Origin of the sequence: Niabella ginsenosidivorans, from assembly GCF_001654455.1 — a bacterium.
Lineage (GTDB): Bacteria > Bacteroidota > Bacteroidia > Chitinophagales > Chitinophagaceae > Niabella > Niabella ginsenosidivorans.
The window spans coordinates 5,026,666-5,052,660 of sequence record NZ_CP015772.1 but is presented as its reverse complement, the minus strand read 5'-3'; the positions used below and the strand labels follow the sequence as shown (position 1 = coordinate 5,052,660).

At 39.3% G+C, this 25,995-nt stretch carries 21 protein-coding genes; 8 read left to right on the top strand and 13 right to left on the bottom strand.

Going from position 1 to position 25,995, the window contains the following annotated elements:
- Position 1: 1 nt before the first annotated feature.
- On the top strand, positions 2-340 hold the full coding sequence (locus A8C56_RS21340; protein ID WP_084490329.1) for an NTF2 fold immunity protein: 339 nt from the start codon (positions 2-4) through the stop codon (positions 338-340).
- Positions 341-659: 319 nt separating this feature from the next.
- Here the strand turns inward: A8C56_RS21340 and A8C56_RS21335 are convergent, their stop codons facing one another.
- The 4 genes from A8C56_RS21335 to A8C56_RS21320 form a co-directional block, all read right to left on the bottom strand.
- The gene (locus tag A8C56_RS21335; RefSeq protein ID WP_084490328.1) at positions 660-3,332 is read right to left on the bottom strand and encodes an outer membrane beta-barrel family protein; all 2,673 of its coding nucleotides are present in this window, start codon (positions 3,330-3,332) and stop codon (positions 660-662) included.
- Complete coding sequence (locus tag A8C56_RS25565; RefSeq protein ID WP_394330821.1) at positions 3,329-3,505, bottom strand: DeoR family transcriptional regulator; 177 nt, start codon at positions 3,503-3,505, stop codon at positions 3,329-3,331. The genes A8C56_RS21335 and A8C56_RS25565 overlap by 4 nt, the downstream gene beginning before the upstream one ends.
- 421 nt (positions 3,506-3,926) lie before the next feature.
- The gene (locus A8C56_RS21325; protein ID WP_067760522.1) at positions 3,927-4,388 is read right to left on the bottom strand and encodes a VOC family protein; all 462 of its coding nucleotides are present in this window, start codon (positions 4,386-4,388) and stop codon (positions 3,927-3,929) included.
- 37 nt (positions 4,389-4,425) lie between these two features.
- Positions 4,426-4,995, bottom strand: a complete 570-nt coding sequence (locus tag A8C56_RS21320; protein WP_067762395.1) for a dihydrofolate reductase family protein — start codon at positions 4,993-4,995, stop codon at positions 4,426-4,428.
- A 136-nt stretch (positions 4,996-5,131) separates the two neighbouring features.
- On the opposite strand from A8C56_RS21320, the gene A8C56_RS21315 reads away from it, so the two are divergent.
- From A8C56_RS21315 to A8C56_RS21305, 3 genes are read left to right on the top strand one after another with little or no spacing between them, the layout of a single operon-like run.
- Entirely contained in the window at positions 5,132-5,686 is a 555-nt protein-coding gene (locus A8C56_RS21315; protein WP_067760520.1) for a hypothetical protein, read from the top strand.
- A 29-nt stretch (positions 5,687-5,715) separates the two neighbouring features.
- Entirely contained in the window at positions 5,716-5,916 is a 201-nt protein-coding gene (locus A8C56_RS21310) for a hypothetical protein (RefSeq protein WP_157098058.1), read from the top strand.
- Positions 5,917-5,923: 7 nt separating this feature from the next.
- Positions 5,924-6,367 (top strand): hypothetical protein, encoded by a 444-nt coding sequence (locus tag A8C56_RS21305; RefSeq protein ID WP_067760516.1) that lies wholly within the window; start codon positions 5,924-5,926, stop codon positions 6,365-6,367.
- A gap of 50 nt (positions 6,368-6,417) precedes the next feature.
- Here A8C56_RS21305 and A8C56_RS21300 read toward each other — a convergent pair whose 3' ends face one another.
- On the bottom strand, positions 6,418-6,717 hold the full coding sequence (locus tag A8C56_RS21300) for a hypothetical protein (protein ID WP_067760514.1): 300 nt from the start codon (positions 6,715-6,717) through the stop codon (positions 6,418-6,420).
- Between the two features lie 252 nt (positions 6,718-6,969).
- Here A8C56_RS21300 and A8C56_RS21295 point away from each other — a divergent pair, with 252 nt between their 5' ends.
- A complete protein-coding gene (locus tag A8C56_RS21295) occupies positions 6,970-7,833 on the top strand; it encodes a helix-turn-helix domain-containing protein (protein WP_067762393.1) in 864 nt (287 codons plus the stop codon).
- Positions 7,834-7,926: 93 nt separating this feature from the next.
- Entirely contained in the window at positions 7,927-8,853 is a 927-nt protein-coding gene (locus A8C56_RS21290) for an alpha/beta hydrolase (protein WP_067760512.1), read from the top strand.
- 53 nt (positions 8,854-8,906) lie between these two features.
- On the opposite strand, the gene A8C56_RS21285 is transcribed toward A8C56_RS21290, so the two are convergent.
- Complete coding sequence (locus tag A8C56_RS21285; RefSeq protein ID WP_157098057.1) at positions 8,907-10,169, bottom strand: site-specific integrase; 1,263 nt, start codon at positions 10,167-10,169, stop codon at positions 8,907-8,909.
- 404 nt (positions 10,170-10,573) lie between these two features.
- Here A8C56_RS21285 and A8C56_RS21280 point away from each other — a divergent pair, with 404 nt between their 5' ends.
- The gene (locus A8C56_RS21280) at positions 10,574-11,803 is read left to right on the top strand and encodes a tyrosine-type recombinase/integrase (protein WP_067760508.1); all 1,230 of its coding nucleotides are present in this window, start codon (positions 10,574-10,576) and stop codon (positions 11,801-11,803) included.
- Between the two features lie 49 nt (positions 11,804-11,852).
- The gene (gene rhuM / locus A8C56_RS21275) at positions 11,853-12,827 is read left to right on the top strand and encodes a virulence protein RhuM/Fic/DOC family protein (protein ID WP_067760506.1); all 975 of its coding nucleotides are present in this window, start codon (positions 11,853-11,855) and stop codon (positions 12,825-12,827) included.
- Between the two features lie 217 nt (positions 12,828-13,044).
- Here rhuM and A8C56_RS21270 read toward each other — a convergent pair whose 3' ends face one another.
- The 7 genes from A8C56_RS21270 to A8C56_RS21240 all read right to left on the bottom strand — a co-directional run bounded on the left by A8C56_RS21270 (position 13,045) and on the right by A8C56_RS21240 (position 25,994).
- Complete coding sequence (locus tag A8C56_RS21270; protein WP_394330806.1) at positions 13,045-16,059, bottom strand: TOTE conflict system archaeo-eukaryotic primase domain-containing protein; 3,015 nt, start codon at positions 16,057-16,059, stop codon at positions 13,045-13,047.
- A gap of 1 nt (position 16,060) precedes the next feature.
- A complete protein-coding gene (locus A8C56_RS21265) occupies positions 16,061-16,843 on the bottom strand; it encodes a hypothetical protein (protein ID WP_157098056.1) in 783 nt (260 codons plus the stop codon).
- Positions 16,844-17,103: 260 nt separating this feature from the next.
- Positions 17,104-18,591 carry an RNA-binding domain-containing protein gene (locus A8C56_RS21260; RefSeq protein WP_067760502.1) on the bottom strand — a complete coding sequence of 496 codons (1,488 nt, stop codon included), beginning with the start codon at positions 18,589-18,591 and terminating at the stop codon, positions 17,104-17,106.
- A 54-nt stretch (positions 18,592-18,645) separates the two neighbouring features.
- Entirely contained in the window at positions 18,646-19,359 is a 714-nt protein-coding gene (locus tag A8C56_RS21255) for a M48 family metallopeptidase (protein ID WP_067760500.1), read from the bottom strand.
- Between the two features lies 1 nt (position 19,360).
- Positions 19,361-22,396: a type I restriction endonuclease subunit R gene (locus A8C56_RS21250; RefSeq protein ID WP_067760498.1), complete on the bottom strand. Its 3,036-nt coding sequence runs from the start codon at positions 22,394-22,396 to the stop codon at positions 19,361-19,363.
- Positions 22,393-23,547: a restriction endonuclease subunit S gene (locus tag A8C56_RS21245; protein WP_067760496.1), complete on the bottom strand. Its 1,155-nt coding sequence runs from the start codon at positions 23,545-23,547 to the stop codon at positions 22,393-22,395. Before A8C56_RS21245 ends, A8C56_RS21250 begins: the two co-directional genes overlap by 4 nt.
- Positions 23,538-25,994 (bottom strand): type I restriction-modification system subunit M, encoded by a 2,457-nt coding sequence (locus A8C56_RS21240; RefSeq protein ID WP_067760493.1) that lies wholly within the window; start codon positions 25,992-25,994, stop codon positions 23,538-23,540. Before A8C56_RS21240 ends, A8C56_RS21245 begins: the two co-directional genes overlap by 10 nt.
- Position 25,995 lies beyond the last annotated feature (1 nt).

Here is a 25,995-nt window from a genome sequence, read left to right as displayed (position 1 = left end):
CATGAAAAAGAAATCAGTTTACTGTGTTTATATGGTATTGTTTGCATGTGGCATTATAAATTTAAATTGTGGAAATCACCCGGACAAAAATCAAAAACTTGTGAACTCTGATTCGTTAAATGTTTTAGAGAAAGCAAAAGTGATAAGTATTGCAGAAGATATTGCAATCAAAAAGTATGGAGCAATAATAAAAGGAGAGCTACCTTTAAAAGCGCAGTTGATAGGAGATTCTATATGGATAGTAGAAGGCTCTTTACCAAAAGGTTCAGATGGCGGCACAGTATATATTGAGTTAAGAAGATCAGATCATAAGATAGTTAGGATTACTCATTCTAAGTAAATAAACCTCCTCTTTAAGAGCCGGTTAATTTACTTTCCTGCCAACTCACTTTCTGATATTGCCACCACCCAGTCCACAAAAATCTTATTCCTAAGTGTCCAATCATTATCGTTTTGAACATGCTTGCTATAATCAGCTCAACAGTAAACAAAAAGACTCATATTAATTTTTAACTGTTTAATCGTGCTCTATTGTAAGTACCCCCTTTTTCAGACAGCTATAAGTTGAGTATTTTTCTTTTAATCCTTGATTGTCTGATTAAGTACTAACTATTACAATTTAATTTTAATTATTTTTACAATTCAACTATAAGTTGAAACTACTTTGATCTATTCTTCTCCTCTTCATTTCCTCCCTTGTGGGTTTTGATTGATAGATTTTTATTTCCGAATTTGTAACTAATTGAAAGCCTGACTCTTCGGGTATCATAGTACTGAGTGAACGATTGAGCTATCCCTTCAGAGAATGTAGTTATTGTCGAATAATCCTTTTTTAGAATATCACTAAAATTGAGTCCCAAAATAAATTTCCCTTTTGATAATAGATATTTAAATCCGACATCTAAAGTAGAACTATTACTTGTATTATAAATGTTTTCCCTTGACGGAAATCGATACCGAAAATATATTGTTGAAATGAGAGTCTTTGATGGGTTTATTGTCAACGTTTGTGTGGTTGAGATACTTCTTGCATATCCCTTATATTCCTTTTCAACAATAGGTATAAAATTCTGAGCTCTCGACCAACTGGCATTTCCCTCCGTATAACTCTCCCACCACGATGAGATTTTTAATGCCAGATTCACATTCATTCCCCATCCACTATAATTATAAAAATTTAGTCGTCTAAAAATTTGGTAATCAGAAATCGTGTCATGGAATACAATTTGACTATAACCATTAGTCTTTCTTAAATAATATCCTTCCACATTTATAATATTTCTGTAGCTGTAGTTAAGTGACAAATTATAAGTAAACGATGGCTGCAAGAATGGATTACCTTCAGCATATGATCGAGGATTAAAATACCATCTTGCAGGATTTAGGTACGCGAAATCAGGTCGTCCGATTCTACGACTGAAATTCAGAATAATTGTACTTTTAGGAGTAGGCCTATATAGCAAGTATGCTGTTGGGAAGAGCTTGAAATAGTCCTTCTTTATGCTACTATCGGAGGTAATAGAATTTCCTAATGTTTGAGTGAATTCACCGCGTAACCCTGCTTTTATTTCCAAGTTTGAGCCAACCTTTTTCAAGGCCGAAAGATAAATGGCTTGAACCTTTTCCTTGTATTGAAAAATATCATGTTGAGAAAGGTATGGAACTAGATGATTGGGATTGTTATAAAAGTCGACAATTACATCATTTTTGGTCTTGGTTGCGGTGGCTTTCAGCCCATACTCCATTATTCCCCATTTATATGGCATAAACATATCCAATTTTGCAGAATAATTTTGGATATTTTGGCCGCTTCTATTGTTAGCAAAATTATACTCTGCAGTCCCATCGCTAATATCCCTAAGATTTGAAGTGAACTCATTATCTCTTGGTAGTCTCGAATTAAAGTAGTCGAGATCAATTGACAACTTTTTACCTGATGAATCTATTTTCTTTTCGTAGTTGAGATTTAAAGCCGTGCTGGTCGGTTTCATAGATGTTACGCCGTCAGTTGAATAATCCTTCAATTGGTTGCCGTTGAAATAGCTACGCGATCTATTTATTTCAACGTTATTTTGACGGTTAAAATTACCAGAATACTGAAACCCTATGGTTTGCAATTTAGAGATATCATACTGTAATTTCACTAAGGCTCCATAGTTCTTCACCGAATTCGTATTATTCACTTCATTATACCACAATTCCGAGGGATAAGTATAGTGAATGTCATTCGAATAGGTTTTTCTTTGAGCGCCAGCTGAAATATCTGTAAGAATCGATATTTTATTTTTTTGATATGAATAATTTACTCCCCCGTCAAATGAAGGGTAGAAAGCTTGAGTATAAGAACTTCTAATGCTTGTACTCCATGAATCTGTTGTAGCCTGCTTCAGTTGGATATTAATCAGCCCGCTATCTCCTTCCGCATCATATTTAGAGGGTGGCGAACTTATGACTTCTATTTTCTGAATATTAGATGCTGGGATTGACCTCAGGTAGTTCAATAATTCATTGCCTGATAAAGGTATTATTTTGTCATTAATCATTACTCTAACAGAACTCTTTCCCACTAACCCTATTACATCATTCTGTAGTTGTATGTTAGGCGTGACACGGAGTGCATCAATTGCATCACCACCCAATGCAGTTATTGAATTTTCTACATTAAATACAATTCGATCAACTTTCCGCTCAATTAAAGGTCTCTTTCCCACGACAGTGACATTTTGCATTGCCGGATTATCTGTTGATAAAACTATATTAGTCAATGGAAACCCTTCTGGGTACGTCAGGTAAATATATTTCGTTTTATATCCAACTGAAGATATCTCAAATATATAATTACTATCAACTTGAAGAGGGCGGTTTAATAGAAATTCGCCTTGTTGGTTGGCTTTGATTCTAGAAAATAGGGTCTTGCCTTGATAACATGTGACAGTCGCATATGGGAGTGCTATATTATGATCATCTATTATATTGCCATACAATTTTCTAAGGGAAGTATCATTGGTTAATCTGTCAGAGAGGGTAAGTTTGTTTTCAATTTGGATCGAGTCGTTTCCTATAAGTCTATAGGAAAGATCTGTTTTTGCCAAAATATCGTTTAGCACTTTAAAAACAGGACTATTTATAGCATTGTAGGTAATATGTATTGAATCTTTATTCAGTAAATGATCGTGTAATATTGTATACCTACTTGAATCCATAATTTTTTTAAATACAGAGTCTATGAGAACGTTTTCAACTCTAACGGTTATTCTTTGTTCCTGTGCCTCTACTGAAATAGAAAGTGAAAGAAAGAATGGCACTATGAGGAGTTTTTGTAACAATTTCATCGTACACTATTTGGTTCAATGGGTAGCGCGCCTCCATGCACAATAGTAAGTCTATTGACCCTCGCTAAATCTTTAATATCCTGCCTTATTGTGTTACATGAAACTTGAAGAAAATCAGCAAGCTCTTTATTAACAACCCTTTTCTTTGTTTTTAGCTCATCTAATATTATCATCCTTCGCTCCTCTTTAAACAAATGTCTAATCATAAAATTAAATTTTTGCATACCTCATTGACGAAAAGTTAACTTTAAAAAACTTTTTAGGGGTTTCCTATTATAATCGAACTAACTTGTCGCCTTGTATTGCTAATTGTATGCCCTAATGATAATAGTCGCATTTCATAAAAAAATGTTACAATGATTAGATAATACGGGTATTCAACTTTTCCTTTATACCGACTCAATCTTCCCAACTAGAATGTCATATTATAAGTAAAAGAGGCCGAAATGCTTAGAACCAAAGCGAATCAATCGCCACAGAAACAACAGTAAAATGACCGCTGCCACCATCATTGTGAGAAAAACTGGATTGATATAAATCAAAAATATGTGTTCATGTCTGATCCCCGTCAGGGTTTGATCTTTAGTTACTATATCATTTGGCTTCCTCCAGGTCGGCGATAATAATTTTTTTCATTTTCATCATTGCGTTCAACGCGAAAGTCCGCTTGGCTTTATCTTTATGCGTAATAAGCCTGGTTAACTGCACCGGGTTAACCTGCCACGAAAGGCCATATTTGCCTTTTACCCAGCCGCAAGGGCCTTCACTACCCCCTTTAGCGGTAAGGGCTTTCCAATAGTAATCAACTTCTGCCTGGTCTTTACAGGCAATGCTGAACGAAACCGCTTCATTGAATTTGAAATGCGGCCCGGCGGCCAGTATTTGAAACTCAAATCCCAATAGCTCCATCGTGGCAAAATCAAAACCACCGTTTGATGCGTTTTTATATGCCTGGTAGGATTTCAGTTTACCATTTTTAAAAATGGATAAATAATATTGAGCCACTTTTTTAGCGTCTTTTTCTACCCATAGACAGGGGGTTATTTTTTTTGCCATTGTATTTGTTTTTGAAAAGGCAGGCCTTTTTTATGAATTATTTTTTCAGCGAACCAAGATGTTTATAGGTGTTGATGAGCAAACCCGCGGGCGTGCTCTTTGAATCAATAAAAGCAAGCTCCCGGGCATCAATACTGTCGGATAATAAACGTTTACCCCGGCCAAGCAAAACGGGATAAGTGATCAGCACCACCTCGTCAGCCAGGTCCTTGTCAAGTAATACAGATGTTAGCGTTGAGCTTCCCACAACGATCAGGTCGGGCCCTTCTGTTGACTTGAGATCGCGAACTGCCGCTACCACATCCCCGCCCAAATGCTGCATCGGACCCCATTCCAGGCTTTCTGGCCTGTGGGTTACGATGAACTTTGTTGCAGCGTTTATAGCATTTGCCATGGGAAAATCTCCTGCATTGGGCCAAAAGCCACTAAATATATCGTAGGTATGGCGGCCAAGCAGCAGGTCAAAGCTGGCCCCATATGCCTCAAGGAGAGTTGCGGCCCCAGCAGGACTTCGATAGGGAGTTGTCCAGGCACCATAGGTGTAATCCCCGTCGTGCTCTATCACGCCATCAAGCGAGATATGTTCGAAAATTCTGATCTTTCTCATTTCATTTTTTTTAATTGTGTTACCCAAAATTAGGATGGATAAAATGCCCCGCTAAGGTGCAATTGTGACAACTTGAAGGTGTCTTTAGCCATTGTTGAAGTTTAAGAAGAATTACTTCTTCAAAAAAGTCTCCGGTATGGTTACCTATCCCGTTCCTAAAGGCGCTATCCTGGATGCATCTGAAAACATGTTAACTGCACAGGCGCTGCGCGGCCAGCTTAATTTCTCCCGGAACTGGACCAACCACCGGTTGACTATACTAACAGGAGCCGAAGTGCGGCAGGTAAAAAACGAGGGCAGTGGCAGCAGGGTATATGGTTATGATGATGCTATTTTAACTTCCGTGCCGGTAGATTATGTAACACGCTTTCCCACTTACATCCGGGGCACTAAAACAACTATCCCCAATGGAGAATCTTTTGCAGCGACGCTGAACCGGTACATTTCTTACTATGGCAACCTGGCCTATACTACATTTCTTTGGAAACGCAACTTTTTGTTGCATTGGGGTAAATATGTTCCGCCACGTATTACCATTAGCCCAGATGGCTTATTAATCGGAATTGCGGAAATAAACGCCGTACGGTTGGCCACAATGACGGAACTGTACTCTTCCGGCAGAAGCACGAAGCCTGGGATGCTTTCCTGGGAGGAGATCTGTTTTTTACAGAAACCCATGTGTTTTTTATAACCCCCGGACCGGAAAAAGACCGGCTGACAATGATGGATCTTTCAAATTTTGAAATTATTTCGACCGTTGATCTTACCAGTAAGCAGGAAAACAATTATACGTTCCATCGTACACCAGCTCCTGAAATGATATTGCTGGAAGCCGCCGCGGGGCAGGATGATTGTATACTGTTTCTTATTAAACAATCCGAAGGAAATATAACAATAGAGAAAACTAAAAGCCTGCAATGACCGGATCATGGGCGGCTTTTCTCCTGATGAGAGCCTGTTTGTTACTGCCCCACATTATGATGAAGGTATTGAATGGTATTCCTTTCCGTTGGTAAACCATGCAGGAGAAATTTCCCAGTCCGAGATCTTTGACAATGTAGATCCGCTGCCGGCGGAAGAACCGGATTCATTAAATTATCAAACCTTTTTTATTACAGATAAGATAATTGTTGCTTTAACAAGATTTGGGCGTTTGCTGTTAATTAATATCGACTCCCGAAAGATAGTAACGGAATTAACCCTGCAGGAACTGGAACCGAAAGGCTATGATGAAAGAGGACAAGAAACCCAGGATCCCGAAAAGATTTATGATTATGCATCAGACCTTGAGGAATTAAAATTTGTTGCACCCAACCAGCTGGTGGCGCGGCACAACTCCGGAAAACTGTTGTCGTATTCCTTATCATTGTGACAGAAACCTTCAACCATTATACTGCTAAGAAAGGGGTTTGTTCAGAATAATTACCGGATATCCGGATCAGTAAAATACCTTTTTACTTCCGTGGCAAGTACATATAAATGCCTGCTTTTTTTCACGGTCTTAATTTTGTTTTCAGCAATCAGTTCGTACAATTTGCTTTTTTTGATGTCTACCGCTTTCATAAATACCGAAGCAAGGATATAATCGGCAGTAATTCCCGGTTCTTTGTATTGTTCCCTTTGATGGCGTAGTTCTTCCCGGATTTGCTGCAGCTGATCCTTTAGGGCCTGCCATTCTTCCGCAGGGATCATTACCAATGTATAAGGCTTTGCCGGGTTCATCTTCAGGTTTGCATTTAAACCCGCAAACTATTCCCTATCAAAAATCAAACAGGTGAGATATTGTTATCTGGGACTTTTAGCCATTATATACCCAACGCAGCAAAGCTATCATTCTTTGTTTCGTAATCATCGCTTGCATTTTAATAGGATATTTATTAGTATTAAGCTGTAAAAAGCGAAAACATTTCAGTAAAAACTTAAAGCTCGCCTCCCTGTTAATTTTTAAATTTGTGCTTTGTAATTGATAAAGCATTGAAGAAAAAGTATAACATAAAAGAATTTCTTGAATATACCAATATAAGCGGCTTTAAAAATAATCATATTCATTTGGTGGAATACCACAAGCAACAGGATATGAGAAGAAAATCTGCTCCTATTGAGCTCGATTTTTATCTCCTGGCAATTAAGCTGAACTTTGACAAAGACAAGAATTTTGGTCAGACAATATTCGACCAGGCAGATGCTTTTGTGTATCTCGACCAGCCCGGAGATTTTCTTCAATGGGACATAGAACATCAGATTTCAGGGTATCATATTCTTATTGATGCGGGGCTGTTCAGAAAAATAGCCAAAGAATACAGTTTTACTTATTACAATAATCACGAGGCGCTCTTTATAACTAAAGAGGAAGAGAAAACAATTACTGACCTTTTTAAAAAGGCACTAAAAGAATTTGACGCGAGTGAGCACTTTTCTAAAGACATTGTAATTTCCTATGCTTCGTTGATCCTGTCCTATATCCAAAAATTTTATAGCAGGCAATTTGATACGAGGGAAGAACTATACAATACTACTGTAGCGGATTTTTACAAGAATCTCGAAGCGTATTATGACGATGCGCAGCGTGCTCTGAAAATGCCCTCGGTTTCTTACTTTTCAGATAGGGCGAATTTGTCTTCCAATTATTTCGGCGACCTTATTAAGCACTATACAGGGCGTTCGCCACAGGAACATATTCATCAATTGCTTATCCAGGTAGCAAAAAACAAACTAAGAACAACTTCTTTATCTATTAGCGAAATTGCCTTTAGTCTGGGATTTGAATATCCATCCTACTTCGCTACTTTTTTCAAAAAGGAAACCGGTATTTCTCCAAGCGTTTTCCGTAATCAGTAAATAGTTAAAGTCTTCCCGTAATTACTTTAAGGGTAGTGCTTTTAAGCCAAAATATCTTTGCATTGTTCAAATAACTTTTAAAGATAAATAGTGATGAAAGCAGTAAAATTCAAAAACAGGAATTGGGATGTGGCAGGTATTTTGCAATTCCCGAAAGACTTTGACGAAACTAAAAGATACCCGGCGATTGTTTGTGCGCACCCTATAAGCAGTTGTAAAGAGCAGACAGCCGGAAATATTTACGGTAAGGCATTAGCAGAAGCGGGATTTGTTACGTTGGCGTTTGATGCGTCCAATCAGGGCGAAAGCGGTGGCGAAGTGCGGTTTTTAGAAGACCCGGCAACCCGCGTAGAAGATTTCCGTTGTGCAGCAGACTTTCTGACAACTTTAGATTATATAGACGAAGAAAAAATTGGTGTTTTGGGTGTTTGTGGCGGTGGCGGGTATGCTGCTAATGCGGCAATGACCGAAAGACGGTTTAAAGCCGTAGTAACCGTTGTTGGTGCCAATTACGGGCGTTTGCTTCGTGAGGGAGATTTTACTGCTGATGCAGCTATAAAAACTTTGGAGGGAATTGCCAAACAACGTACCGCACAGGCAAGAGGTGCTGAACCAGCGGTTACCGTTTACAGACCCAATTCACAGGAAGATAGAAAAGCAGCAGGATTAAATGATATCGATATCATAGAAGCCGTTGATTACTACCAGACACCAAGAGGACAACACCAGAACTCTCCCAACCATCTGCGTGTGGATAGTTTGGATAAAGCAATGGCTTTTGACGCCTTCCATCTGGCAGAATTATTACTTACACAACCACTGCACGTGGTAGTTGGCGATAAAGTGGGTGCTTTTGGTTCGTACAGGGACGGTTTTGAGTTGTTTGATAAAGCAGCATCAAAACAAAAGAGTATCCAGGTTGTTCAGGGAGCAAGCCACTATAATCTGTATGATACGCCAGAATATACATCTAAAGCATTGGAACAGATTATTCCATTCTTTAAAGCACATCTTGCATAGCTGTTTTCAGAAAACAGGAAATGCCAAACGAAAGCATTATCGTTTGGCATTTTTTATATCCCTAGTGCAGTAAAGCTTACATTTTCGGTTCCGGCAATCACTTCAGCAATATTTACTTTATAGTAATTTTCGGTAGTAGCTTCTTTTTCATGTCCGGCCATTTTGGAAACTACCGGCCGTTTTGCGCCCAGGCGGATCCACATTTGTATATTGGTATGACGGGCAATTTTATTAGAAATCTCCCTTTTAATTCCGGCAGCCTTGGCAATCACCTTTACATTCCGGTTATACACCTGCGGGTCTACAAAAATATTCCTGCGGAACCAGTACTCGCTTTCTGTATTGGGATCCATAAATTCTTCCAGCGTGGCAACGCCATCCGGGAACTTCCATAGCGGGATGATCGTAGCGTTCCCGTTTTTATCGCGTTCGCCGATGATGTAATACCCATGTTCAAAATCTCTCCGTACGTGTTTTCGTTTTAAAGTTTTCAGGTCGTTGTAATAATAGCCGGTATAAATCTGGAAAAGGAATAACTTCTGATCCCGCTTTTGGACGGGGTATTGTTTATCCGTTACCACTTTCTTGAAAGCCTGGATTTCGGTAATTTCCAGGTGCAGTCCCTCTTCTTTATCCGGTACGGAGATTTTTACGTCCTCAAAAAAGGATTCCACTTGTTTAACATCCAGCATCCCGTCTCGCTTGGCCGCATATTCCAGTACCACTTTAAACTTGTCAAAGTAAGATTTTATGGTTGCCGGGGCGAGTAAATCGCCTTTTCTCCCACGCTGCTCTGCAAGATAATTACGGATACGGGCTACCATCTCCCAGTCGATCTCATCAAAGCGCAGGGCAGGGTTAAACTTATCCAGGTGCTTCATAAAGGCATCATATTTCTCCCAGGTAACATCGGTAATAACCACCGTTGGCGGCGGCTTTCTCATATAGTTTTTGAAATAATCGTTGAAAATCTCCCCGTTTCCTTTAAAACCGAGGACTTTATCAATATGGTAAAAGGAGAACTTTCTTTTCTGGGAATACAAACTCCGGTGTAAATCAATAATCTTAGTGCGCATTTGATTAATGGCTTCATTAATTTCAAGATTATAGGGGTTAGTTTCGGCCACCCAGAAAAGATCATTGCCCGTCCAATCTTTCATGCTCACCTTTACGGGAAGATCCACCAGGTAATACTGGGGATTATTATCAATTGTAACACGGATATGGATAGGGTAAAGCCCTTTCTTGTTTTTCCGGTTACGATAATTTATTAAGATGCCGATGGATACTGCCATGATGTCTTCTCTTTGGTTCACAATTGCCGGGCTTATTCCTGCATTTTTCAGACAGGGAGTATCAAAACCCGTGCAAATGGCAAACAAAACGGCAAAGAAAATGGCAAATAAACCAACGGAAATGGGCGGATTTCAGCGGAAATGACACAAGGTGCCAAAATGACGAAACCCGCTACTATAGCGGGTTTCAGCGTTCGTTGACGTTTTTTTAATTCGTCTTCAGCTCCCCCTGCTGGACTTGAACCAGCGACCCTCTGATTAACAGCCGCTAAAATTATCCTTTCAGTTAGTGTTATTCACATTCAGTTACTGCCTGAAACCCTTTGCTGTACTGCGTTTCAAAGGATTAATCTTTATTTTAGCTTAAAGTTGAAAACACTTGTTTTTGACAATACATGTCTCAAATGATGTCTCAAATTTTAGCTATGAATAAACAGCATATTTTTACTCAAATCATCCCGGATTACAGACGTACTATGCAAGATGATCGCTACCCTTTAAAACTTAAAATTACCTATAAGGGAGAACGAAGATATTACGGAACGGGGTACACCGCCAATAAAAAAGAATGGGAGCTAATAAATGATCCAAATCCGCGGGGAAAATATAAAACCACTCGCAATGAAATCGTAGCTATAGAAACCAAAGCAATGGAGCTGGTTAAAAAAATTGTGCCTTTCTCTTTCCGGGAATTCCAGGAAGAGTTTTTTGAAAAGCCCATAAAGTACCAGACATTGAAAAATGCGTTTGATGAACTCATCGCCCAGCTCAAAAAGGAAGACCGGGTTGGAACCGCCACCAACTATCAGACAACCATCAATGCGTTAGAGATATTTCGGCCCAACATGCGACTGGAAAATGTTACTATAAAATATCTTCAGGATTTTGAAAATGATATGCTTGCCCGGAATAATAGCCTTACAACGGTAGGCATTTACCTGCGCAACGTCAGGGCTGTTGTTAATAAAGCCATTGCAGACGGCTACTTTAATCCAAAATTTTACCCCTTTGGACGTAATAAATACCAGATCCCTACTACGCTGGGAACTAAACGGTCATTAAGTAAAGAGCAGTTAAAAAAAATATTTGAATACCAAGCTGCGTCGGATGACTATTTTGTTAACCGGTCACTTGCGTTCTGGAAACTATCATACCTCGCAAATGGACTAAATATGCGGGATATTGCCAATCTTAGGTGGGAAAACTTGCAGGACGACATTATTGTGGTGTACCATGAAAAAACAAAACGACTCAACCGGCAGCGGCCTAAAAGAATCACCGTTATCAGAAATAAGATCATTAATAATATTATCGGTCAGTGGGGTAATAAGCCCGGAAAGCCGCAAGAGTTGGTGTTTAATATTGTTGATGCTACGGATGATGCCCAAATCAGGATGGATAAAGTGCTACAGTTCATCAAGGTTACCAACAAATGGATGAAAAGAATCGGCACAGAGTTAGGATTTGGATTATCCCTGACTACTTATGTAGCGCGTCATTCCTTTTCAACCATGCTTTTAAGAAGTGGGGCAAGCGTGGAATTTATTTCAGAAAGCCTGGGGCATAGCGACATAAAAACAACGCAATTTTATCTTGGCGGCTTTGATCTGGAGGCCAAAAAGAAAATGATGAAAGCATTGGTCGATTTTGGATAATGCTCCGGCTTAAAACATATTCTTTTACTCAAATACTTTAAATTCAACTATGGAAACAGGAGAAATAGTCATTTATCAGGCACAGGATGGACAAACCTCCATTGACGTCAGATTAGAAAAAGAAACAATTTGGCTTCGGCGGGAACAGATTGCTCAATTATTTGATCGTGAGCGATCTGTTATTACCAAACATATCAACAATGTTTTTAAGGAAAAGGAATTAAGCAGGGAAAGCAATGTGCAAAATTTGCACATTGCAAATTCGGATAGACCTGTTGCTTTTTTCAGCCTGGATGTTATTATTTCAGTCGGTTACAGGGTAAAATCCCCAAAAGGTACACAATTCCGTATCTGGGCCAATACCATACTGAAAGAATACCTGGTTAAAGGCTATACCGTTAACGAAAAGCGGCTGGAGGAACAAAGCCAGCAGCTGGAGCAGTTAAAGCAAACCGTTAAACTTTTGGGCAATGTGCTCGAAAACCACCCCCTTAATTCAGACCAGGCCAGCGGATTGCTTAAAGTAATTACCGATTATACCTACGCGCTGGATGTGTTGGATCAGTACGATCACCAGGTTTTGGAAATTAGGGAAACAACTAAAGACGAGTTCTTCCGGATCAGTTATGAAGAAGCTATGGCTGCTATTAACGAGCTGCGGGAAAAGTTTGGCGGCAGTTCTTTATTTGGCAATGAAAAAGACGAATCTTTCCAGGGATCACTGGCAGCCATTTATCAGACATTTGGAGGAGAAGACCTGTACCGGAGTGTGGAGGAAAAGGCCGCTCACCTGTTGTACTTTGTAATAAAAAACCACTCCTTTAGTGACGGTAACAAAAGAATTGCCGCATTTTTATTTGTATGGTTCCTGGAAAAAAACAAATTGCTTTATAAGGAAGACGGCTCCCGCCGGATTGCAGATAATGCCCTGGTGGCGCTTACACTGATGATTGCTGAAAGTAAACCGGAAGAAATGGAAATGATGGTAAAGGTTGTTGTTAATTTAATTAATCTCAGAAATTAAGAAAGTAGTCCAACAGGCTGTTGGATTAATTGGTCAACAGGTTGTTGTCCAAATAGACGTTTCTCAAAAAAAACTGAAAATCAATCAGGTATAATTGTGCAACAGCTTGTCGCAAAATTTAACCAATCTCCATTTTACAGCAATTATTTTAAGACGGAAGTGTAGTGAGAGCAATGTGCAAAGTTTGCACATTGCAAATTCGGATAGCCTATTTGTTTCAAACCAACCGCTCTTCCAGCGCATGTTTCCAGAGAATAAATCCTTTCTGGTCATCTGAATAATCATGCAATATCCGGTTAAAGTTTTCCGGCGGGGCGGTTAAAAATCCTTGCCGGCCTTGTTTCCGGATAATATCCAGATCTCTGTCAATTGCTACTAAACTTTTCGGCAATTCGGAGACTCTTTTTGGAATATGCCAGAGGTAGCTGGCCTCTTCTGTATCCAGCGTTTCCAGGATGATATGAAATTGCTCTGGGCCTTCCAGAAGAAATACAAAAGAAAATGGCTGCAATACAAATCGGATTTTCACCAAATGTCCTACATGGTTATCGGCCAGATAACGCAGGTGTCTATGATGTTTAAATTGGGCATACTTTAATGCATCTTCCAGCAGTTCTTTGCCCGATTCATATAAAGGATGTTTCGTTTGGAGCTGTTGATCGGATTCATTTTTGTTATCCGGATTTATCCTTCCAAGCAGAGGTCTAGTGATGAATTGGAATCTGACACCGTCAATAATTTGCCTGTCTATCTTTTTTATATCATCAGAGGATGCTAATTGAGAGACCAGTTGTCCTTTTTCTATTTCCGCGTAAACAGCCACTTTAATATGCTTAGATTTCAGTGCCTTTGTAAAATAAGGCTTCAGCACTTCAAACTCGGGCCGCATATCATCATGCTGAATTTCAAATTCCAGTTTTATAGCTGCATCGATTGAATAAGTAAAAGCAATGCTTCCATATCTGAACTCCAGTAACTCAATAGGCACGCTAATTTCCTTGTCAAGCATCACCAGCGTGCTTTTTTCTGCAATGGGGACTTCCTCTTCAACCGGATCATCGAACAAGTTTGCCTGGCGTATTAGTTTCCTGTAATAAGTATTACGCTTCAGGAACATTCTGTTCAGGTAGTCAATTTTAATGTCGCGGTAATCGTATATTACAGGTGTAAGCTCAGATCGTTGCACCCTCCCTATATATTGTATGAGTTTTCCCTCAAAAGAAAAAGGATACACTAGGAATAGGCAGTTGGCATTTTGCAGGTCTGTTCCCTCACCAAAGAATTGCGCGGTAGTTATCAACGCCTGATAACTACATGTATTTAGTAATTTCCATTTGGCTGTTCGACTACTCTCCGTATCGTCACCGCTTAATGTGACGACTTCATAAGATTGCTTCAGGTATTGCTGTAAAGAATCGATGTGCTCTTTACGTTCCGTAAGAATAACCACTTTTTTTCCGCAATTCAATTCATTGGTAATGTCCTGCAAAATCAGTTTGTTCCGGCCGGAATCATGTACCAGGATTTTTGACAATGTTTCAAACCGGTCTGTCTTTGAATTGAAAGGCACATCCAAGTCCGTATTTCGTACTATAACGGTGGCCTGTTTGTGTCTGCCGGTTTGTTGTGCCGTTATTTCTGCAATGATTTCTCCCAGGTGAATAAAAATCAGTCTTCCATCATTGTATTTTCTAAAAGGTGTTGCTGTAAAGCCATATAAGTAATAACTATTGAATTGTTGGATGGTGTTTCGATAGCTTTCTGCAGGAATATGATGGCATTCATCTATCAGTATCGTTCCGAACGAATCTTTTATTTCAGCGCCTTCTGTTTTCGTTAATTCTTTTACCAGACTTTGAATGGTAGCAACTGTAATATGTTCCCCAATCGTTGATTTCCCCTGGCCAATTTTCCCGATTTTCTGTTTAGGTATTCCAAGGAATGCTTCAATCCGGTCCATCCATTGATCCATCAACTGTTTCCGGTGCACAACAATTAAAGCCGGTTGTTGCTTTTCTGCAATAATCTTTAAGCCGATGATCGTTTTACCGGCTCCAGGTGGGGCCACAATTACGCCCATATCTTTTTTGGCCGCAGCTTCCATCGCCGGAACCTGGTAATATCTTAAGCCCGCTTGAAAAGTAAAGAGAGCAGAAGCCTTCTTCGTTCTATGGTCCTCAAAACTAAAATGGATATTGGCATTTCTGCAAAATCGCAACAACCTGCCGGCAAACCCTTTGGGTATAATAACAGCTCGTTCTGTCTCTTCTATAAGTCGAAAATACCGTTCCGTGCCATAAGTGTTCTTTCCAATCTTCTTTTTGATGAGGAATGCTGAATTCGAAAAATTCAATTCTTCTTTAAGAAAATTGATGAGGGGAACAGGTATTGCCGATCGGTTTAATTGTAGCCTATCGTTTAAGAATATTGTTAAATGGTCAGTGGTTTCTTTTTGATCAACTGTTGCAGCAACTGATTTTTCAGCGGATATTGAATGATAGATATCATCCAGCGCCCCGGTACCCACTTTTTGAATTCCGGACAGAAAATCCCATTGATCAGGGAATGGCAGCAAGGTTTGCGGATCAATAAAGCAACTGTTTCCCTGATCTAAAGCGGTCTTATGTAGTGGTAATGCGATCAGGTTGCCCAATCCTTTTCCTGAAAGCCTGTCCTGGTTTGGAAATAACCGGTCAAAGCTTGAGTTTTTATCAAAAACAGAAACCGTTCCGGATTCATTGAGGAGCGACAGGAATATCTTCCTGCTTTTGATGGCTGGATAAGGTTCTTTGAAAAATATCCATACATGTCCGCCCTTTCCTGAGCGAGAGCGTTCGAGGTAAGCCGGTATTTTTTTTGCTGCACAGCATTCAATAAATTTCTGGCTGTCGGATAACCAATTTTGTTCATCAAAATCCGCGGCAATGAACCATGAAGTGTTATCGGGTAATAATGGGTATAAGCCTACTAATTGTTCACCATTTAAATGTTTTACGAGCTGGTCGTCTGTGAGCGGCAAATATTTTTTATCTGCATAGTTTTGAAAAGTACCGCCTTTCATTTTATGTGCCCTGTATCGGTAGGGATCATATAAATAGGCGGGCATATAGCCGCTTTTAGCTTCCTTGCCTGAGCCGGATGGAATTTCCCAACGGGTTGCAAATACATCCTCGCGACCCTTGAAAAGGGAACGGAATAACTGTAATTTTCTATCGATACTAATTTCTGGCAAATCAGTAATTCGTTTTTAACCGTTCAACTTTTATTTTTTTAAAAGAAGCCGAAAGCCAATTCATTAAAACCTTAATCTGATGCATATCTGCATACAATTCCTCTTTCGGTACAGTAATTCCATATCTAAATGCTTCTCCATTGGGGTCTGAGTAATGAAAGGCTTCAATAATATTTTCAAACCATTCCGGAGGGCTTGCGTTAAATTCGTTTTTTAAAACAACTTTGAGTTTTATCAACAGATCGTGTAGATTATGATTAATTTCCTCTCCGGTAATGGATTTGATATACAATTCTGTGGCATGCCGGTAATTGTATATAGCGGGTTGAAATAGTTCTTGTTCTTCATGGCTTTTATGTGCAATTTCTACCAGTTTGTCCCCTGCCAGTTTGAATGAATCGGCAGTTGAAAAGATATCTCCCAGCTCAAATTCACCACCAAAAACAACTCCGCTCCATGTCTCGTCTATATCTTCCGGCATCGCTCTGAATAAGGGCGTGATAGAAGTTATAAGATTATCTATTGATTCATCTTCAAATTGACTGTTTGAATTTAATCCTATTTTGATGTATTCAATATCCGGATCATCTTCCCAATACATTAAAACGTAAGCAAAAACTCTAACATCATTTATTGTAAATCGGCGGGGCTTACCTTTTTCGGGATTAGCTTCTGAGCTTAGGTAATTGGAAAAAATGTATGCCCACTTTTTTATAGTGTCTCGATCTACCTCAAGTAATCGTGCAGTCTCCAAAACGCCATATTTCATGAAATAGTTAATCATTACCTTTCTTTTTTCTGGCATTATAAGCACATAACTAATTAGAAATTACCTTTTATTTTATTATCATGTTATTTGTTGAGATGCATTGATGTCATTTAGCCCCGTCAATATTGGTGGATCCCATATCTACTCATCCAATTCATTGAACCTGTACACTGCTTGTACACTCGTTTGTGTATAAGTTCATAAACAATCTATTTCCTACTACTATATGTTGTCTATTATCTTATACACTTCTTATACACTCGTTTGTGCATAAGCTATTGTTTTAATGCCTGCTTCCCTTTTTCTGTAGTTACATACTCCTGTTTGGGACTGGTAGGAGTATCTGGAAGTGTATAAGCAAGCCACCCTTTTTCAATCAGCGGCACTATATACCTTTGGTAATTCTTGGCATGATTACTTAACTTTATTTTTTTCAAAATAGCTGTCCGTTTTTTAGGCTTCACACAATACGACAAAATCTGAATATCCTTTTCTGTAAGCTCTTCAGCACTTGCCATAAATGCAGCGTGTATGGGTAATACGGCCAGAAAATAAGTGTACTCCTCATCTGTATCAAATACCGGCTCCGGCGAACCATTTTGCTGCATGCTATTATAAATAGTAGGGAACCCTGTTGCCCTACCTTCCGTAAGTCTCAATTCTTTTAAAAAATCACCTACCCTGCGATTACGATATTTCCTCGCTACAATTCTCTTTTCTTTTTTAAGAATAGCCTTTGTAACCGGCGGCAAGGGGCCGGGAAAACTTAACACCTCAATACGATCAGGAAAACAATTTATTTCTATAGGGCTGTCCTGTTCATAGCTCCTGTGATAAAAGGCGTTAGCTACAACTTCCTCTACAGCAGCCAAAGGAAAGTTGTATACTCTTTCCACCTCAACCCTTGCAGATACTTTGATGACTTTTTCTTTGATGACATTGGTTTGAATGAATGACAGCACATTTCTCAACTGCTGCTGAACAGGCCCGGTAAGTATTTTTTCGGTAAAAACAGTGCCCGAATTATCCTGATGAATAACAAGATCAGTTTTGGCGCCCGGGAAATATTTATCCGGCTTGTCAGAAAAAAACAGAAGCCCCACATTCAATGGCAACAAGGCCTCAGGTAGTCCACCGGCAATGCGCATTTGCTGAGCCAATTCACTTAACGGCATGTGGGCGGCTTCCTTTGCTAAATCGCTCTTTATTTCCTCAAGAAACGACCTGATTAGTCCAAAATGCAAGTCTTCGATTTTCGAATGATGATTGACCCGGTCATCAAAAGGAATGCGTTTTGCCATTTCAAGCAACAAACGCTCTTCCTGCTGGTTAGCCATTACAGAGCTTGAGCCTCTCCTTACATAATATCTGTGTTGCCCTTTAGCTCCCAATGTTGTAGGCACCTTATAAGGCCGGTTATCACCACCAGGAACCCATATGGCTAAAATATGTTTGCCGTCAAGCATATAGGGTTGATAAATAGGGGCATAATAAGGCTGTATTTTATGGCTTAGATTCAACAGCTCTTTTTGAATACCGTCCAGGCTTCTCGCTTGCAAACCTACGGGTGGTAATTGGGGTATGCCATCTTTTTCTGCTACTCCAATAAAAATATAGCCCCCGCCCCAATTATTGATATCATTTGCGAAGGCGCCAATCGTGTGTACTATATCTTCTGGGTTCCAGCCCTGCTTACATTCAACACGTTCCCATTCAACCGTTTGGCCGTTCAGGATTTGTTCGATATTTACGGGAAGGCTCATTTATTAGATATTTTTAATCGCGTAACCAGTTTTTATTTTCAACGTTCTTTCTAATCAATACTCCCAATCAGAATGACTGATTGGGGATTTGTTTAGTTCGGTTTTCAACATTCTCCATTGCGGCAAAAATTTATCCATGTAAGCAATGAATATATCGTTGTGATGTCTCTCTAATAAGTGAACCATTTCATGAACAACAATATATTCTAAACAAGCCTGCGGTTTCTTTGCCAACTCAAGGTTTACCCATATTCGCTTAGCTTCAATATTGCAAGTACCCCACTTAGTTTTCATTTTCTTTATCCCATACCCGGACACCTTTACCTTCATCCTCTTTTCCCACTTTGCTATTAAGTCAGTTATTTGATTTTGCAGATACTCCCTATAAAATTTTGCCATCACCGCTGCCCTGTTTTTAATCGGAGTACCTTTCTTAATATATAGGTCAATATGCTTATGCCGTAACTCTACAGTATGCTTCCCGGCTGTCGGTAGAATGTTTAGTAAATACCGCCTGCCATTAAAGTAGTGGCTCTCGCCGGAAATATATTCTCTCGCCGCTTCTCGTTCCTGACCTTCAAAAAGGCGTTGCTGCTTTTTAATCCAACCCAGTTTTGATACGGCAAACAACCGGATTGCATCGTCATTTACCCGTAAGGGCGCTGCAATCCTTACCCGCCCGTTAGGCGGATACACTCCCAGATGCAGATTTTTGATGTCTTTCTTCTCCACATCAATGCTGATATTACCAACGACTATTCTTTGCATCCTAATAATCCTGCGTTTGGGCTCTGACAATTTCATATACCCTGTTCACCTCTTCTTCGTCTTCAATATATTCACCAATAGCAATTCTAATTTCCTTTTCCTTCTGTTTATTTCCCCGCCAATCATCTTTTTTAACCGAAATTATGGCTGCATCTACCTGCAAAGCAAGGTTTGCATCCCGATTCAGGTTGTCGAATAAAGCTCGTTTACCCGGGGTGTTCATCGCTTTTGGATAATCCTTCGAGTCCTCCGGCTTTGTTACATTTTTAATTAACTTGGCTAAAGCTGCCAAATATTTTTTATATTCCTGTGCCTCTTCCTTTCTTTGTCTTATTAGTTCATCAAGTAGAACGGACATTTTCTCATAGTACTTTGGATTTGTAGGCATTTCATCAATAATCAACCTGCGGATATTGTTCTCAATGGTTTCAGCCATTGCATTTTTGTTCTTTCTGATACCGGATGGCAGGCTATTAGCTGCTACATCCATTCCCTTTTCAGCGATCAACTGCAATAATGTGATGTCATCAAAAGCAGATACAACAGTGCTATCAGTAGCACTTATATAAGTGTCAATTAAATGCCTCATTGCAGGCTCATACTGTTTTAGATCAATATAATCCCGGCTGGCAAGTTTTATTTCTTGTCTCAGGTTCTCAAAAAATTTCATATCCTCCTTTATTTGTTCTGTCTGTTTTATAGTATATCCGGCTTCTTCCATTTCATTGGCGATATTGGCAAAAGCTCTAATTAACGCAACAGTCTGCTTATAAAGGGAAATTCTTCTTTGCTCGGTGTTCTTTAAATCTTCCGGGTTCTCCGGGTTGCCACAAAAATACCGGATGCACTGTAACTGGTCTTTTGCATTGCCGATAGGCTCTATCAATGCCTTTATTGATTCAAGGCACTCGTCTAATCTTTCTTTTCCTTTTTGTAACCTATCTGCTAACAGACCTTCTACATCCTCTTTCTCAAAAGCATCGAAAGCATCGGAAGTGTAATCCGACACAGCTTTCTCCAGTCGCTTGAATAAATCTTTATAGTCGACAACGTACCCATATTCTTTATCATCTCCATCAAGCCTGTTTACCCTACATATAGCCTGAAATAAGCCGTGGTCTTGCATAGAGCTATCAATATATAAGTATGTGGCTGGAGGAGCATCAAAACCTGTCAAAAGTTTATCCACCACTATCAGCAATTTCATTTGGGCAGGCTCCTCAATAAATTTCCTTTTTACCTCCATTTCAAACTGCTCAGGTGTTTTACCATTGAGCATTTTTACATACGTGTCATACTTAAATACATTCTCTGTGTCTGGCTCTTCAACTACTGATTCTCCTTTTATGTCGGAGATGGAAGGATTATAAGAGGTAATAATTGCACACTTGGTAAATCCGGCTTCCTGAAATAACTCATAGTAACGGCAGGCCTGGTAAATACTTCCGGCAACAAGCATCGCATTTCCGCGACCATTTTGTAACCGCTCTCTTTCTTCCATATCCATTAGGATATCGGCCATGATCCGAGAGATGCGGGTTCTTGAACTTAGAACTTTTTGCAGCGTGCCCCACCGCTTTTTTAGTTCAGTGAGTGCATAATTGGTAAGCCCTCTTGTCTTGGCATTAAACCATCGGTCTATTCCTTCCTGTGATGTTATCTGTTGATCAACATTTCTGGCCTCATATCGCAAATCAAGTACCACTTTGTCCTTTACAGCTTCGTCAAACTTGTATGTATGAATGTATGTGCCGAAAACTTCCATGCTGCTTTCTTTATCCTTTTTCAGCAATGGGGTACCAGTAAAACCAATAAATAGTGCATTCGGCAAGATTTTTTTCATCGCCCCATGAAGCTTACCGCTTTGAGTCCGGTGACATTCATCTACAAATACATAAATATCCCCCTTTGCTTTAAAGTCTGCCGGCAGGTTTCTTTCTAATTCTTCAACATATTCATCAATATTTCCTTCATCCTTTTTTCCAAACTTGTGAATTAATGAGCATAGCAACCACGGATTGACAGTATTTAGTTTATCAATTAAATCTTTGCCGCTTTTTGTACGCACAATGGTTTCTCCAACACCTGTATAAACTTTTTCAATCTGCTCGTCCAATTCCTCCCGGTCTGTAATTACTAATACACGGGAGTTGGTTACATTTTCCTTTATCCATTTGGTGAGCCATACCATTGTGAGACTTTTCCCACTTCCCTGAGTATGCCAGATAATTCCACCTTCACGTCTTCTGATATGCTCCTGGGCTGCTTTTACACCAAAATACTGGTTAGGCCTGCATAACTTTTTAATTCCTCTGTCATAAACAACAAAATCGTGCAACAACTCAACCAACCTTTGCTTATTGCACATTTGTAAAATACCACGGTCTAACGGATTTTCAATATCACTCTCTTCTTTCCAGCCCAGGTAATATTTTTCTTTCGTTTCAATACAACCGTATTTTAATCCCTCAATATCATTGCCAGCCATTACAAGCTGGACAGTTGCAAAAAAGTTCCTGATAAATGTACCCTTCTGATTATCCAAGTTCTGGCGGATTCCTTCGGATATGGATATAGTGCTTCGCTTTAGCTCAATGACGCCGATTGCAATACCGTTAATGTATAATACTATGTCTGGCCGTTTATGATGCTCTCCTTTTACAGTTACTTCTTCAGCAATTGCAAAATCATTTTTATTCCATTGCTTCCAGTTTATTACATCTACAGTTTCAGTATTTGCCCCGGCTTCCGGCCTTACCTTTACTCCATACCTTAGCATCAGGTACACCGCCTTATTTATATCGTATAAGCTTTCGCTTTGATTACCCGCAGCTTTACTTAGTTCAAAGATTACCTTTTCAATTAGTTCAGATGAATACTTTTTGGTTTCTGTCAGATACTTTCTTAGAACACCTTCCTCTATATTACTGCCGCCTCTTTCATCCCAATTACCCAAATAATGGTATCCTAACTGCTCATTAAACAGTTTAGCAATCCGGTTCTGTGTCTTCCGCTCTATTTGGCCTATTGATGTCATATTAATCTGATTTTACCGGTTAAGAGTTGTTGCATTATTCCCTGCTTTATTTGCCTATACTTTTCAAGTTTTGCATCCAATGCAGCTATTTCCGTATCTATGTCTGTAAGAATGTTGGTGATTCTTATTTGTTCTCCTAAAGGTGGCAGTTGTACTTTAATCATAGATATTTGGCCTAAATTAATTTTTTTGGGTATAGCAAACTGTAAGGAATTCCACTCGATTTCTTTTTTAAATTCATCTGTCTTTGAATAGTGGCATAAAAATGATGCTGATACACCTCTTTTTACTTTGAGCAACGCCAGACTTACATAAAAGCTTGCGTTAACATCCCAGTCGATTAGTTTAAAATCTCCAATGGAACCAATTCTGGTCATTAAAATATCTCCTTTCTCTATTCGAAAACTCCTTGTTAGTAACGCATGTTCAACTGGCGATATGAATTTTGTATTTGTAAAATCATTATTTGTAACATTTTCAACACTGTAAAAAGGGATGCCTGATTCAACATATTTAGGTGTTTGATGTGTACCATCACGCACTATTGCAATTTCGCTCAAATTTTTCACCTCCCATTCTTTCTTCGGTTGCATCAGTTGATGTAGGATTCCCTGTCTGACATTGCGCTTCTTGGTAATGAGTTTTTCCAAACTCCTAATAAGTGAATCTGCATTACGGAGAGAAATAGCAATAGCACTTTGTTCTTCAAGTGAAGGAAGCGGTATTTTCATTTTTGCAATCATCTCCATACGCACGGAATCAACAGATGACTTTGCTGTCATTTGCATAATTCTACTGTAGAAGTTATTGCTGAAATAAATGAAAAAATAATAACCATTTACAGTATTGTCAAAACCCCTTATACAGTAAACTCTTTGATGATAGTCAAATTTTCCATTGATATAATGAAAGACCTTTCCGGTACCCACTCCGTCACCCGCTGTCAAAACAGCCTCGCCATCGAATGAATAAGAATTGATTCTTTCTACAATTTGAGACCTGACAAAAAATGGATACACGCCATTATCTATTTTATCTTGGGTGTTTTTTGCGCCTGTTTTTATTATAGCAATAGAGCCAATTTCTTTAATATTCCAATCATTGGGAATAATACCAATTTCCGTTGCCTTATAACCCTTTCCTATTTCCATACAAACCCCATTTTCTTTAGGTGAGCATTTACTTTATGTGTTAGTTCATCTGTTTCATAAGATAATTGCGGCAATGTGGTTTCATATCGTTCAGCGAGTTCTTTAATACGTTCAGCCAGCCGATGGCTTATTCTATCCATTTCATTTTGTACCTCCAATTGAACGGTGTTCATCCATTTTTGTTCAATAACCAGATGCTTTATGTCCGCTTCTTTTAGTTTGGGATATTGGATTAGAGCCCTCTTGTCCAATGCAGTTTCTGCCGTTTTTATTGACTTATTCAATGCAGACTCTTGCTCCAATAATGAAAGGTAGTTTATTAAAATATTTAGCTCATCTTCTTCAGGCTCCCCATATACGGGTTCCGGCTCATCAGCAACTAATAAAGTATTCTCCTCTTTTTCAAGTGTTTTAATCCTTTTTTGAATGAGAGCCTTGGTTGGCTTCCCCTTATCATTTAATACTTCTGATAAAGCGCCATCCTCTCCTGTATGTTCTTCATCCATTTCCTCTATTTTTCGGGCCACTTCATCTCTTTGCAATTCAAGTTCCTCTATGGCCTTTTTGTCATTGGAGAAATACTCATTTATGATAATGTTCTTTGGCATCAACCGGCCTTCCCATGTTTTTTTCTTCTTATCGTTTTCAACACCGTTACCGGCTTTCCACCCATCTGTCACCAGTATGTAAACATCGTCCTGCATCACATCCGCCCAATAAGTCATAAGGTGTTGGTAGATGTCGTAGTTGTCAAGTAGTTTTTTTCCTGAAAATGTTGCAAGAAGATCCTCGGATAACTCGTGAATTATTTTCTTTGGTTTGTCTCCAATTTTTATAGCTGTGAGTGATGGAATGCTTTTTTGCTTCCACCTATTGAAAAGATTATTGATACCATTTGCATAGCCGGTAAATTCCGGATGCCCGAAAATTGTAACCCGAATATGTTTGGCTTCAACTTTCAGTTCACTATACTTGTTGCTACGCTTACTTGTTTTAAACAATTCTTTTCTCAAAGAAGGATAAACATCCCAGTATAGCTGTAAAGCATCAATATCAAAATTGGGTATACCCCCTAACAAATGCGCTTCTATATCCTGTATGTCCTCGGTTTCCTGGCTGTCTATATAACGGGGTATATTCAGGTTAAACTCGTTCTTCCTTATTTCGGCAAGAGGGATCATCCTGGAATATCCATAAACAGGCGTTTGCTTATTAAATACATCAACTATCTTATGGATGTCCTGCTCCCGCAACCTGTTTTTATTACCATCTTTTACAAAACCTTTGCTGGCATCAATCATGAATATACCTTTTCGCCCCTCTGCATTTTCCTTATCCATCATAATAATGCAGGCAGGGATGCCTGTGCCATAAAAAAGATTTGCCGGCAGGCCGATAATTCCTTTAATATATCCTTTCTCTACAAGAGCTTTCCGAATCATCGCTTCTGAACCTCCACGAAATAATACACCATGTGGCAAAATAACAGCACCTTTTCCGTTGCTCTTTAGCGATTTGATGATATGAAGTAAGAAAGCATAATCGCCGTTTTTTGTGGGAGGTATTCCATAACCGGTAAATCGTTGGTAAATGTCATCAGACGGGTTAAACCCATCCATCCAATTCTTACTTGAAAATGGTGGGTTCGATACTGCGTAATCAAATTGTTTTAAATTATTGCCTGATGTAAACAAAGGATGGGATAATGTACTTTGACCTTTGCGAATGTCTGCGGTAGGATTGTTGTGCAGGATCATATTCATTTTTGCAATACCCGCCGTTGCCACATCTTTTTCCTGGCCGAAGAGAGAGATATCCTTCCCAGCTTCATCTGCAATTTTCAATAACAGACTGCCGCTTCCACATGTTGGATCATAAGCAGAGGTTTGACGTGTGGAATTGTTTTCATTAATACCCAATATTTTTGCCAGTATCCTGCTTACTTCAGCAGGAGTGTAGAACTGACCTTTGCTCTTTCCCGACTCTGTGGCGAAGTGTCTCATCAGGTATTCATAAGCATCTCCCAATATATCATCTCCGTCTGCCCTGTTCTTGCTGAAATCTAAATTTGGATTTTGGAATATGGAAATAAGCCCCGACAGTTTATCAACCATCTCATCACTCTTACCTAACTTCTCTTCATCGTTAAAGTCGGTAACGTCAATAATGCCCGACAAACCATTTTCTTCCGCAATAGGTTTGATGATCTTCTTATTGATTTTATCACCAATATCTTTCCGGCCTTTCAGCTTTACCATATCTTCAAAAGACGCTCCGGGAGGTATGGTGATTACCGCGTTCTTTTTACCGGCATATTTATCGGATACATATTTAATAAAAAGAAGTACCAGTACATAGTCCTTATATTGGCTGGCATCCATGCCGCCACGTAGCTTGTCGCAACTTGCCCAAATAGTAGAATATAATTCTGATTTTTTGATCGCCATT